This window comes from Sorangium sp. So ce1036, from assembly GCF_051369805.1.
In the GTDB taxonomy this organism is placed as follows: Bacteria; Myxococcota_A; Polyangia; order Polyangiales; family Polyangiaceae; genus Sorangium; species Sorangium cellulosum_F.
Map to the genome: position 1 here is coordinate 3,111,113 of NZ_JBBMOX010000001.1, position 12,952 is coordinate 3,124,064.

Consider the following 12,952-nt stretch of genomic DNA (forward strand, 5'->3'; position numbering starts at 1 on the left):
CGCGCTCGGGCGCGCTCCGCCGCGGCGCCGTGCGGCGCGTTCCCGGCGCGACGCCGCGCCGAGGGGGCCTCTCGTGGAGGTAGGATGTCTCGTCTTCGTGTCCGCTCGGTGCTCCACTTCGCGCTCGCGCTCGCGGTCGGGGCGTCAGGGGCCGGCGTCGCGGCCGGTTGCAGCGCCGAGGGCAAGCGCCTCTCGCTCGACAGCGCGGCGATCGCGGGCGAGGCGGGCGGGGGGGGCGGGGCGAGCGCGGCCGGCGGCCTCGATGGGCTGGGCGGCGGCATCGACCTCGACAGCGGGTCCGGCGACCGCGTCGATGTGGCGGTCAACCCGTGCGGGAGCGCGTGCGGCCCGACGGAGCTCTGCGGCGTGGACGAGCTCGGCGTGAGCCACGACGGCCTGGACGACGACTGCGACGGCGTGATCGACGAGATCTGCGCCTGCCTCCCGGGCCAGGCGCACCCCTGCTTCCGCGGCGATCCGTCGTACCGCGACACCCCGGGCTGCTTTCCCGGCACGCAGCTCTGCGACGAGATGGGCACGTGGGGGCCGTGCGTCGGCGGCGTGCACGCCGACGAGGGCTGCTTCATGAACGACACGCGGGGCTGCCACCCGATCCAGGCGGCGCCGTTCGCCGCCGTCGACCTGAAGAAGGGCACCGGCGCGTTCAGCGCCGACGCGGCCCCGGGCGCCGAGGCCTGGACGGTGGCCTGCCCGCCGGGCGTGGACCCGTGCCCCTCGGTGGGCGGGGCGGACCCGCCCGACGACTTCGAGCCGCTGCAGTCGGGCGAGTACACGGTCACGTACACGAAGCGCCTCGCGAGCGGCGAGGTCGGGACGTGCAGCTACCCGCTCTTCGTCGGCGCGCGCGGCCTCCGCGTCGAGCTCGAGTGGGAGCACGCGCCGATCAGCGTCGATCTGGACCTCTACCTGCACAAGCCGAACAACACGCAGCCGTGGAGGATCGGCGGCTCGGACGTCGCGTGCGGCTACGGCAACTGCACCATCGACAGCCTCGGGGGCAGCCCGGCCATCGCCTGGTTCAGCGACGCGGCGACACCCCCCGAGCCGGTGAGCTGGTACCTGGATCCGGAGGAGGCCAACAACACCTGCTTCCATGCCCCGCGCGGCGTGGGGCAGATGTGGCGCGCCCTCGACAGGGGCTGCCACAACCCGCGGCTCGATCTCGACAACGCCTCCTGCGCTCACGAGGCGACCGACCCTGACGATCCGCGCTTCTGCGCCCCGGAGAACATCAACGTCGACTTCCCGCCCAGGGCCGGCTGGATGCGGGTGGGCGTGCACTACTTCAGCGGCGACGTGTCGTTCGGTGTGCACCCGCGGGTGAAGATCTTCTGCAACGGCGAGCTCAGGGCGAGCCTCGGGCCGACCGGCTTCTACGACCCCGAGGAGCCCGTGACGTTCCTCCCGGGGGAGGACGGCGACCGCTTCTGGCTCGTCGCCGACGTGGTCTTCCCCGACCCGGGGGAGTGCGGGGACAACGCCTGCATCGTCCGGCCGATCTACCAGGATGCGGCGATGAAGACGCCGTACCTCTCGACGGTCCGGGACGTCACGAGGCACTTCGGCCCGCCCTATCCGAGGCTGCCCGCGCCCTGAGCGCGCCCCGGCGCCCCCGGGAAGCACCCCCTCAGGCCTCGATGCCGGCTCGCCGGAGAAAGGCGAGCGCCGGCCCGAGCGCATAGGGGGGCGCCTTGGCCAGGCGGAGCCGTTCCCCGTTCGACAGGTGAAGGAGCAGCCAGCGCGGCGAGAGGCCGGGGTCGTCGGCCTCCGCGTCCTGGGCCGGCGGCGTCGACACGCCGGCGATCATCTGGATCGGAAAGGTGCGCCGGAAGCCGATCCCTTCCTGGGTGAGCTCGGCTCGCTCGAAGTCGAGGCGAAACACGCCGTGCAGCCGGCGGCGCCGTCGCACGAGCAGCAGCGCCGCGATCGCGCATGCGGACCAGGCGACCGCGATGAAGACGATCGGGAAGGGCGCCGCGCGCGCGGTCACGAGGCCCGCGATGATGAGCGAGACGACGAGCGCGAACGTGGCGACGCGCCGCACCGCGAGGTCGATCCCGTCGCCCCGACACTCGCAGACGAGCACGTCCGGGCCGTCGGCCCGGATGGTTCCGTCGGCGTTCGAGAGCAGGGTATGTCCATCTGGCACTGCGATCCTCCCGAGCGGGTGAGGCTCTGAATACCGCAACCCGGGCCCCGCGGCTCCTCCCGATGGAGCGCACGCCCCGGCCGGCAGATCACGCTGCTTCGCGCCGTCAGTCTCCTAACGCCGGCCGGCGTCGCCGGGCCGTCCTGACGAGGAGAGCCCCGGCCGCGCGCCGCCCGCGCGCGCGGCGGTCTGCCGCCACGATGCAGCGCGCTCTCTGTGCATCCATCACTGGGCCATCCGGGGTCCGCCGGTGATCCATGGGTGGCACGCGACGTGCCGCGGTCACCCCGCGGTCGGGCAGACACGGGAGTCGCGCACGAGCCGCGGCCCTCAACCCAGATCGCGTGAGGACGCCGAGGTTTTCATGGGGGCACGCGCGCTCGGTGCCGAGCTGCCGGAGGAGGACTCTGCAATGCGTTTGATCGGGAGGCGAGCATCGATGGCGGTGGCCATCTGCGTGATCGGGGGCGCCGCGGGCTGCGCCGAGGAGCGGCCGTCGCTCAACCGGGTCCAGGCGAACGCGCTGGCCAAGTCGTTCTTCGTCGGCGACGATCTGCAGAGCACCGCGGACGATCCGGAGTTCTGGGCCCGGACCACCGTCATCGATGTGGGCTATGGCGCCGCGCAGGACGGCCTCTTCTCGTCCTCGTACGCGCAGGCGGAGGTCGCGCGCATCAAGTGGGTCATCCAGGAAGACCTGCTGATAGGGCGCATCACCTACGAGCGCGTGGACGACACCGACGGCAAGGGCGCCGGCGCCGCCACGGACGATGGCGTCGTCGCCGTCGCCTACCAGATCCTCTCGCACTTCGACGTCACGCGCGAGTACAACCCGACGACAGGGGAGGAGATGAACGTCATCGTCGAGAACACGACCGACCGCCCCTGGTACGAGCGGGAGTACATGCGGGTCGACTGGTCGAGGAACCTGAACGTCGACTCCTACGACTTCGATACGCTGTCGCTCATCGGCGTCCACGGCGGCGTGCAGTACGAGCCGCTCTCGTATTACGTCAACGACCCGAGCCACCCCGACGCGCCCCATTTCGACGTCAAGGAGGGGTATTTCGACGTCACCAACAAGGCGTTCGCCATGCCCCAGCTCATCGACCTGAGCCACCTCGGCTGGGGCGTCGATCGCTTCCCGGCCTGCATGCTCGACGCGGATTTCTCCGGCGGCACCTCGCCGGTCGGCTCGTGCAACCCGGTCGAGATCACGCTCCGGCAGTCGTTCCGCCGCGTCGTCGACCGGGATTACGAGCCCGCCGAGTGGGACGGCTACCGGTTCCAGGCGTTCGGGGCCTTCGTGCGGGAGCGCTACGGGTACGCCCGCAACTACGGCATGAGCGACACCAAGTGGCACCGCATGATCGCCCGCTACAACCTCTGGGAGCGCAGCCACTACTACGCGGATCCGGAGGGCATGACGGGCGAGATCCCGTGCTTCACGCCCGAGACGACCCCGCTCGGCGCGGATCCGCACCGGGACGAGGACGGCAACGGGACCGAGGACGAGTGCGAGGCCGTGACCGAGGCCACGATGGAGTCGGGGGGAGAGGTGGTGACGGTGGGCCCCGGCTCCCGGTGCGACACCTTCAAGCAGCGCTGCACCTTGCCGTACCAGCGGCGGACGGCCGTGCCGCAGCCGTGGTACGTGACCTCCGGCAGCAACCCCGACTATTTCGACGCAACGGACCGGGCTGCCCACGAGTGGGACGTCGCCCTGCGCAGCGCCGTCGTCACGGCGAAGTACGCCGAGTGCGTGCGGACCGGGGGCGAGCCCGCGCGCTGCGGCGCGGCGTTCCCGGTCTACGACGGGCAGATGGACGACGGCGCCGACGCCGTGGCGCTCGCGCGCGAGGTCGACGCGTGCCGGCGCGGCGCGGCGTACGCGGGGGAGCGCTGCGAGGCCCTGGCGGACGACCTCGGCGCGCGGCGCGGCTACGCGCCGGGCGTCGTCGCGCTCGCGAAGATGCCCGAGATGATCGTGGTCTGCCACAGCCCCGTCGAGGCGGCCGACCCGGAGGCGTGCGGCGGGCCGCGGCTCCCGGAGGGCGTGACGGCCAGGATGTGCCACGAGGCGCGGCGCGAGGCGGCGGGGCGCGACGAGGCGCTCCTGAAGGCCTGCCGCGAGGCGCTGAACGTGCGGATCGGCGACCTCCGCTACCACCAGATCAACAACATCGAGGCGCCGCAGTCGCCCTCGGCCTGGGGCATCTACAGCGACTCGGAGGATCCGCTCACCGGCGAGAAGGTCGCCGCGAGCATCAATGTCTGGACGCACGTCAACGACCTCTGGAGCCAGGGCGTCGTCGACGCCGTCCGCTACATCAAGGGAGAGCTCCGGACCGACGAGGTGACCGACGGCGACCACGTCCGCGCGTGGGCGCAGGCGAGCGAGGGGGCGTCGCGGGGCGGCGCGCTGCCGCGGCTCACCCGGGGAGAGCTCGACCGGCGCGTCGCCGGCATGGCCGGGGTGGACCCGGACGCCGTCTCGGAGGGCGTCGGGCGGCTCGCGCGGGATCCGGAGCTCCGCGAGGACCTCTTTCGGATCGCGAAGGAGGTGCGCGCCATCGCCGCCGACGCGACGGCGCCGGACAGCATGCGCGCGGTCTACGCGGCGCGCCGCAGGTCCGCGGTGGGCACGGCGCTCGAGGCCGAGCTCACGACGAAGCGGATGCAGGAGCTCACCGGCGTGAGCGGCCTGCCGCTGACCGACGAGGTGATGAACGTCGCCTCGCCGCTCCGGGGCGCGAACCCGAGCGTGCAGCGCGAGCTGAGGAACCTGAGGGAGGTCGCGCTCGCGGAGCGCGGCGCGTGCGTGATGCACGAGGCGCCGGCGCCGCTCGCGACGGCGAGCCTGGCGGACATCCTGGAGGAGAAATTCGCGCGCCAGCACGGCCGCTTCGGCGAGGGCGGCGCCGCCGAGCGGGCGCGGCGCGCCGAGGCCATGCGGCGCTACCTCGCGCAGCGGGCGCACTACGCGGTGATCATCCACGAGATGGGCCACTCCATCGGCCTCCGCCACAACTTCGTGAGCTCGTCGGACGCCTTCGGCTACCGGCCGCAGTACTGGCAGCTGCGCACGAGCAACGGGCGGGTGAGGACGCCGTGCGAGACGCTGTCCGACGACGGCGCGTCCTGCGTCGGGCCCCGCTACTTCGATCCGGTGACCGAGGACGAGCAGAAGAACCTGCTCTGGATGTTCATGCACTCGTCGGTCATGGATTACGCCGGCGAGCCCACGCAGGACCTGCTCGGGCTCGGCGCCTACGACTTCGCCGCGGCCCGCATGTTTTACGGTGACGTCGTCGCCGTGCACGCCGACCCGACCTACAGGGCGTCGACCCCGCGCGGCGAGGGCATGCTCGCCAAGGTCGACGACTTCGGCGGCATCCTCGGCTTCCGGCCCGAGCACGGCGGCAAGGAGATCCACTACTCGGAGCTCCAGGGCAAGTACGACCTGATCCGGCCGGACACCTGCGTCGAGGTCGACCCGGGCGCGTTCAGGCCCGCGACCTGGGACGAGGAGCGGGACGGCGCCTTTCACCCCGTCCTCGACGGGCACATCGTGCCGGTCGACGGCAAGTACACGCGGTGCCGGCAGCAGAGGGTCGATTACGTCCCGTGGCGCGCGCTGCGCACGCCGGAGGACGCCAAAGGGCCCTCGGTCGACCCCGCGGGGCGCACCCGCGTCCCTTACGGCTTCGCGACGGACCGGTGGGCGGACCTCGGCAACCTGAGCGTGTACCGGCACGACAACGGCGCGGACGCTTATGAGCTCTTCAACTTCTTCATCACGCAGCAGGAGGTGAACCACATCTTCGACAACTACCGGCGCGACCGGCAGTCGTTCAGCGTGCGCACGGCGTCGGAGCGGACGCTGAACCGCTACAACGCCAAGATGCGCGACGGCGCGAAGGGCCTCGGGCTGCTCGCGAACGTCTACCGCGAGTACGCGCTGGAGCGCGGCTATGACTTCGACACCTTCTGGGTCTACGCCGCCGGCAGCCTGTTCAGGGAGAACGTCCTCGCGGCCGGGATCGCGTTCGATCACTTCACGCTCCAGATGGCGCGCCCGCAGCCGGGCGAGCACTTCCTGCCGAAAGGGGACACGGTGCTCCGGTCGTCGAGCGACGTCTTCGGGAGGCCCGGCGCGCCGCTCGTGGTGATCCCGAACGGCGCGACGGGGTATTTCGGGGACATCGCCCTGGGCGGCAAGCCGCTCGAGAGCGCGCTCGCGGAGGACAAGGGCGAGTTCGACTCGTCGTACACGATGAACGCGGGCTCCTACTACGACAAGGCGTGGGTGCCGATGCTGATGACCGAGTCGGTCGACAACTTCGTCAGCGACTCGCGGCACGACTTCCTCGACGCGCGCTACCGCGCCGTCTCGCTCGCCGACGTCTTCCCCGAGGGGTACCGCCGCTGGCTCGCCAACGGCCTCACGGGCGACGACGCGATCAAGGGCGTGCGCATCGAGGCGGATCAGGAGGGCCGGCCGATCAAGGACGCGAGCGGGTACCCGGCCAGCGCCCTGGGCTGGACGTCGTGGTGGAGCAGGGGCGGGCCGGAGAGCTGCTTCCCCGGCGCGGGGAGCATCGTGTGCAGCGCGTACGGGGCGACCGACCGCGCGCCGTGGAGCCCGCGGGCCCCGGCCCGCGTGGCCATCCTCGACCCGCAGATCGGCTGGGAGCAGCAGAAGTTCATGATCGCCTGGACCCTGCTGTACCTGCCCGAGAACCAGAAGCAGCGCTGGCTCGACATGATGCAAGTCTGGGAGGTGGGCGCGGACTCCGATCCTGGATTCCCGAACCGGATCGAGCTCCACCACCCCTCCGGGAAGGTGTTCGTGGCGAAGACGTACGGGACCGAGACCCTCTTTGGCAAGGTGGTGCAGAAGGGCGTCGGCGCGCGTGTCCTGGAGTACGCCAATGAGCTCCTGGCGAGGGCGTACGTCACCGAGCCCGGCCCCGATCTCGACGGCGACGGCAAGGCGGACTGGCACAAGGCGAGGCTGAGCCCGCAGAACGGGCAGCCGATCGTGCGGTGGGACGCGACCGTCGCTCCCGTCGCGCCGGACGGCGAGGTCGAGCGGGACGGCGTGCCGGGCTGCAAGGCGGACTCGGACGAGAGCGACGACGATTACAGCGACTTCGCGAGCTGCACCTGCTCCTCGAACCGCGCTTGCGTCGCGCTCGAGGGCTACATCTCCGTGCCGGTCTTCATCCGCCAGGCGCTGTCGGCCTACGAGCTGGGCGATCCGACGATGAGGGGCCTCTACTGAGCGCGCGGGCGGGCGCTGGCAGCGCGCCCCTTCCGGGCGGAGGGCCAGGGCGCGCCCGCGCTCCCTGGGCCGAGCGCGCTGCCTCCCTCCCCGCGGCCAACTCGAGAGCACCGCGGCCTGCGGCGACGCCATGGTCGAGGCATTCTGTCCCGCGAGGCGATCCGCCACAGCGGAGCGCTCGAACCTCGCTGCGCTCCCGAGCGGACCCGCGTGGCGCGGGTCTTGCTGTACTTTTCCATGAAATGACGTGCCGTTGGACACCGCTCGCGCAAGGCGTCTCCGCTGCTGGTGACGCACGACGGCCGGCAGGTCGCGGTTCCGACAGGGTGCACCCCCAGCTTGCCGTCGTGAAGCGCCGATCCGTATGGAGAGCCATCACCCATCGGGGACGTGAAGAGCCATGGGCCTCCTTGCGTCGTGGGCACTCGAAAGGGTTGGTTGCCCGAGGGCATGGAAGGAGCCAGCGATGGAGTTCGAGAATGACACGCTCGTCCGGAGTGCGCAGTCGCGCGTGGGAACGGTGCTCCGGGGCGCATGGCGTCTGGACGCGCTGATCGGCCTCGGGGGGATGGCCGCGGTGTACGCGGCGACGCACCGGAGCGGCGAGCGGGTCGCGATCAAGCTGCTCCACCCCGAGCGCGCGAGGGACAAGGTCGACCGGGCCCGGTTCCTCCGCGAGAAGGACATCGCGAACGCCGTCGGTCACCCCGGGGTGGCGGCGGTGCTCGCGGACGACGTGGCGGAGGATGGGTCGCCTTTTCTCGTGATGGATCTCCTCGACGGCGAGAATCTCCTCCAGCGCTGGAAGGCGCAGCGCGGCCCGCTGCCGCTCGCCGAGGTCCTGCTCGTGAGCGAGCAGATCCTCGGCGTGCTCGCGGCCGCGCACGAGAAGGGCATCGTTCACCGCGACCTGAAGCCTGACAACCTCTTCATCACACGCGATCGCGGGGTGAAGATCCTCGACTTCGGCATCGCGCGGTTGCGGGTCCCCTCGGGGCAGACCTCGCTGGTCGGGCTCCGCGCGATGGGCACGCCGGCCTACATGCCGCCCGAGCAAGCGCGCGCGCGCTGGGATCTCGTCGATGCGCGGACGGACATCTGGGCGCTGGGCGCGACGATGTTCTCGCTGCTCGCGAACCGGTACGTACAGGACGCGCCGACGGTGAACGAGCTGTTCTTCCTGCGGATGACCTGTCCGATCCCGTCGCTCGCCGAGGTCGACCCGTCGATGCCTCCGGCGGTGGTGCGTCTGGTCGATCGCGCGCTCGCGTTCGCCCAGGCGGATCGCTGGCCGGACGCCCGATCCATGCAGGCCGCGGTCCGCGAAGCGCTGGCCGCAGCGGCGGTCGCGAGCCCGCCGCCGCAGAGCGCGCCGCCGCCGCCGCAGAGCGCGCCACGGTGCCGGGACGCGCCCGACCCACGACCGTCGCCAGGTCGTCCCCCGACGCGCCCTGCCCGGGCTTCGGGGCTCTCGCCGCCCGCGTCGCTGGCCACGCTCCCCAGAGCGATCTCGACCCTCCCCCGCGCCCCGTGATCTCCGCGCACCTCGCCTCTCTCTCGGTCTCCCGCCCCACCTCGCAGAGCGGCGGTCGCCCGCACAGGAGACGGGCCCAGATCGGCGTTTTCGGCGCGCAGGCGTACTCCAGTATGCCGAGCACCGAAAACGCCGAGATGGGCCCGTATCCGCAGCGGGCGACCGCCGCTCTAGGTGTGGAAGCTGGCGAGGAGGGCGCTCGCCCGGAGGACGCTTCCGCGCTCCGGCGTCCGCCGCGAGAGGAGGGCGTCGTAGATATCCATGTAGCTCGCCGTCATGCGTTCGGCCGAGTAGCGCCCGAGGGCGAGCGCGCGCCCCCGCCTCCCCATCGCCGCGGCCCGCGCGGGATCCGCCTTGAGCGCGGCGAGCTGCGAAGCGAGCGCGTCCGCCGCGCCGGCCGGCACGAGCAGGCCTGTCTCCCCCTCGGCCACCAGGTCAGGGATGCCGCCCACCGCGGTCGACACCACGGGCAGCCCCGTGGCCATGGCCTCGACCATCGAGAGCGGCAGCCCCTCGGAGTTGGACGACAGGACGAAGACGTCGAGCGCCGCGAGGAGCTCCGGCACGTCGTGCCGCTCGCCGGCGAACACGACGCGGTCGCGGATGCCGAGCTCCCCGGCGAGCGCGCGCAGCGGCGCGGCCTCGGGCCCGTCGCCCACGAGGAGGAGGCGCCCGTCGTCCGAAAGGACCCCCGCGGCCGCGCGCAGCAGGAGCGCGTGGTTCTTGATCTGCGACAGGCGCCCGACCGCCCCGGCCACCCACGCGCCCTCGGGGATCCCGAGCTCGGCCCGGATCCGGCCGCGGGCCGCGGAGTCCGGCCCGAACCGGGTGAGGTCGATCCCGTTCAAGATCACGTGGAGCTTCGAGAGCGGGACCTCGTTGTGCTTCCTCATGAAGTCGGCCGTCTTCTCCGAGACGGCCACGTGCGCATCGACGAGCCTGGCGGTGAGGTGCCGCAGCCAGGCCCTCCGCCCCTGATCGAGCATGGCGCCATGCAGCGTGTGGCAGACAGGCACGCGGTGGAGCCGGCCGGCCGCGGTCGCATAGATGAGCGGAAGCTGGTTGTGCGAGTGCACGATGGAGACACCGTGCCTCGCGAAGAACGCCGCGAGCCTGCCAGGGAGCGTGATGTCGAACCCGGGGCGCTTCGGCACCATGTGCACCGCGACGCCGCGCTCCCGGAGCTGATCCGCGCGCGGGCCGTCAGGGTTCGTCGCGATGCCCACGACGAGCACCTCGTGCCCCGCCGCGCGCTGCAGCCCGGCCAGATCCACCACGACCTGCTCGGCGCCCCCCACGTGGAAGGAGTTCAGCACATGCGCGATCACGAGCCGGCTGCGGCGCGCGCGGGTCGTCGGTGCAGGCGGGGAGCTCTTCATGGCGTAGGCGCTATTCATTGTCATCGGGTGGGATCGGACGCGTGTGGTCTGATCTGAGAGAAACCCCTCCTTCGTGTCGTCAGGCCCAGGGGGAAGCTACCATAGAGAGGATGAGCCATGGAGATCTCTCTGCGTCTCTCCATGTCATGTCTCTTACCTCTGGGTTGAAGTGAGGGGATGCCTTCCTGGTTGTTCGATTTGACTACGTGAAATCACCGCTGTGGCAGATGGCGACAGATGTGGCAAACGGCGACCACCGAGGCTGAGCGCGCTGCGGCACCCCCGTGGGATCAACGGACAGGGGAGCGCAGTAATCCAGCAGAAATCGCGGAAAGACCGCGGAGACGGCGCAAACTTTACGTCGTCGTGGAAGAGCCCAGGAGTCACGATGGCACCGGCGTGGAGGCTTGCGAAAAGTGTGCGAGCTGCGTCACGCCCGGGAGGGCAGCGACTGCTCGGGATCCCGAGGCGCATTGAATCGCCGGGAGTGAGGGCGTGTGGGGCGAGCTGGGCGGGGAGGGGCCAGCTGTCCCGCTCGGGCGGCGTCGGCACGGGGGAGAAAGGACAGCTGGCGAGGGGGGGCGCCCTCACGCGGTTCGCGTGAGGGCGCTTCGCGTGGACGGCCTCAGCGCTCGGGGATCTCGGCGCAGACGGCGAAGGTGGTCAGCGCGGCGCTGCTCCCCTTCTTGCCGAATCCGCCCTCGAAGACGGCGGTGGACGTCCAGCCCCCGCGCCCCTCCTCGGCGGAATCGACCGGCGAGCTCTCGATCACCCTGGAGGTGGCCTGCGCTCCAGCGGAGATCGTGAAGCCGCCGCTGAGCGCGACCTCGCCGGCGTGGCAGAGCACCTTGACGTTGACGAGCTGGCTGCCGGGCGCCGCCTGGCGCGTCAGGGAGACGACGCGGACCTTGGTGATGCCGGGCGATCCCGGGAGCCCCTGCAGACCACGCTCTCCCTGCGGTCCCCTCGGGCCAGCGGGACCCTGGAGGCCGCGCTCGCCCTTGGGGCCAGCGGGACCCTGGAGGCCGCGCTCGCCCTTGGGGCCGGCCGGGCCCTGCGGACCGCGCTCGCCCTTGAGCCCCTGGGGACCCATCTCACCCTTGGGACCAGCCGGCCCCTGGAGCCCGCGAGCGCCGTCGGCGCCCTTGAGGCCCTGGAGGCCGATGGCGCCCGCGGGCCCCTGCGGACCGCGCTCGCCCTTGGGGCCCTGCGGCCCCTGCGGACCGCGCTCGCCCTTGGGGCCCTGCGGCCCCTGCGGACCGCGCTCGCCCTTGGGGCCGGCCGGGCCCTGGGGTCCGCGAGCGCCGTCGGCGCCCTTGAGGCCCTGGAGGCCGATGGCGCCCTTGGGCCCCTGCGGGCCGCGCTCGCCCTTGGGGCCGGCCGGGCCCTTGGGGCCCTGCGGGCCGCGCTCGCCGCGCTCGCCCTTGGGGCCGGCCGGGCCCTGCGGACCGCGCTCGCCCTTGGGTCCCTGGGGACCCATCTCGCCCTTGAGCCCCTGGGGTCCGCGAGCGCCGTCAACGCCCTTGAGGCCCTGGGGTCCAACGAGCCCAGCCGGCCCTTGCGGACCGCGCTCGCCCTTGGGGCCCTGCGGCCCCTGCGGGCCACGCTCGCCCTTGGGCCCCTGGGGTCCGCGAGCGCCGTCAACGCCCTTGAGGCCCTGGGGTCCAACGAGCCCAGCCGGCCCTTGCGGACCGCGCTCGCCCTTGGGCCCCTGGGGACCCATCTCGCCCTTGGGCCCCTGGGGTCCGCGAGCGCCGTCAACGCCCTTGAGGCCCTGGAGACCGATGGCGCCCGCGGGCCCCTGCGGGCCGCGCTCGCCCTTGGGGCCAGCGGGGCCCCGCGGCCCCTGCGGACCGCGCTCGCCCTTGGGCCCCTGGGGACCCATCTCGCCCTTGGGCCCCTGGGGTCCGCGAGCGCCGTCAGCGCCCTTGAGGCCCTGGGGTCCGATCTCGCCCTTGGGCCCCTGGGGTCCGCGAGCGCCGTCAACGCCCTTGAGGCCCTGGAGACCGATGGCGCCCGCGGGCCCCTGCGGACCGCGCTCGCCGCGCTCGCCCTTGGGCCCCTGCGGACCGCGCTCGCCCTTGGGCCCCTGCGGACCGCGCTCGCCGCGCTCGCCCTTGGGCCCCCGAGGACCCTGGGGACCACGCGCGCCCTGAACACCCTTGAATTTCTGCGGGCCCATGGCGCTCTTGCCCGGTTGAGCCCACGATACCTGGTCCTCCGAAATCAGGCACTGGCCCGGGCCGGCCACGATCCGGAGCTGTCCAGTCTGCCTCTGCTTGCAGGTGTAGATCAAGTCGGAGTCCGCCTTGATCTGCTGGTTGTCGCCAGCCCAGCCGACGCCTGCGTTGGCCATCATGCCCGCAAGCCCGGCCAGGATTCCTGCAGAAATCGCACTCGCTCGATACTTACGCATGTGATTCCACCTTTCTCTCGATTCCGAGCTTCAAGCGCTCGAGCCCGCAGACAGCCGTGCTCGGAACCGGTGGAATCCAGGCGGCGAGCGCCCCTGGCGGGGGCGGGGGCGGCGCGGATCTTCGCGCGTGCCCCGGCCCGCCTCACTCGACGAGAATCTCACCAGT

6 protein-coding genes are annotated in these 12,952 nt (G+C 72.2%); 3 read left to right on the plus strand and 3 right to left on the minus strand.

All coding sequences use genetic code 11. The features are described from left to right. The first annotated feature begins 84 nt into the window (after positions 1-84). On the plus strand, positions 85-1,617 hold the full coding sequence (locus WMF31_RS12035) for a hypothetical protein (protein ID WP_436602074.1): 1,533 nt from the start codon (positions 85-87) through the stop codon (positions 1,615-1,617). Positions 1,618-1,648: 31 nt separating this feature from the next. On the opposite strand, the gene WMF31_RS12040 is transcribed toward WMF31_RS12035, so the two are convergent. Continuing rightward, positions 1,649-2,170 carry a hypothetical protein gene (locus WMF31_RS12040; RefSeq protein ID WP_436602075.1) on the minus strand — a complete coding sequence of 174 codons (522 nt, stop codon included), beginning with the start codon at positions 2,168-2,170 and terminating at the stop codon, positions 1,649-1,651. Between the two features lie 439 nt (positions 2,171-2,609). Here WMF31_RS12040 and WMF31_RS12045 point away from each other — a divergent pair, with 439 nt between their 5' ends. Both WMF31_RS12045 and WMF31_RS12050 read left to right on the plus strand, forming a co-directional pair. Next, positions 2,610-7,457: a hypothetical protein gene (locus WMF31_RS12045; RefSeq protein WP_436602076.1), complete on the plus strand. Its 4,848-nt coding sequence runs from the start codon at positions 2,610-2,612 to the stop codon at positions 7,455-7,457. Positions 7,458-7,923: 466 nt separating this feature from the next. Next, entirely contained in the window at positions 7,924-8,991 is a 1,068-nt protein-coding gene (locus WMF31_RS12050) for a serine/threonine-protein kinase (RefSeq protein WP_436602077.1), read from the plus strand. A gap of 170 nt (positions 8,992-9,161) precedes the next feature. Here WMF31_RS12050 and WMF31_RS12055 read toward each other — a convergent pair whose 3' ends face one another. Beyond that, positions 9,162-10,388 carry a glycosyltransferase gene (locus tag WMF31_RS12055; RefSeq protein ID WP_436602078.1) on the minus strand — a complete coding sequence of 409 codons (1,227 nt, stop codon included), beginning with the start codon at positions 10,386-10,388 and terminating at the stop codon, positions 9,162-9,164. A 607-nt stretch (positions 10,389-10,995) separates the two neighbouring features. Continuing rightward, the gene (locus tag WMF31_RS12060; RefSeq protein WP_436602079.1) at positions 10,996-11,850 is read right to left on the minus strand and encodes a hypothetical protein; all 855 of its coding nucleotides are present in this window, start codon (positions 11,848-11,850) and stop codon (positions 10,996-10,998) included. Between the last annotated feature and the right edge of the window lie 1,102 nt (positions 11,851-12,952).

Excerpts from the sequence above, each read along its gene's own strand:
- WMF31_RS12050 (WP_436602077.1), top strand. The coding sequence starts at position 7,924 with ATGGAGTTCGAGAATGACACGCTCGTCCGGAGTGCGCAGTCGCGCGTG.
- WMF31_RS12045 (WP_436602076.1), top strand. The coding sequence starts at position 2,610 with ATGGCGGTGGCCATCTGCGTGATCGGGGGCGCCGCGGGCTGCGCCGAG.
- WMF31_RS12035 (WP_436602074.1), top strand. The coding sequence starts at position 85 with ATGTCTCGTCTTCGTGTCCGCTCGGTGCTCCACTTCGCGCTCGCGCTC.
- WMF31_RS12060 (WP_436602079.1), bottom strand. The coding sequence starts at position 11,850 with ATGGGTCCCCAGGGACCCAAGGGCGAGCGCGGTCCGCAGGGCCCGGCC.
- WMF31_RS12055 (WP_436602078.1), bottom strand. The coding sequence starts at position 10,388 with ATGAATAGCGCCTACGCCATGAAGAGCTCCCCGCCTGCACCGACGACC.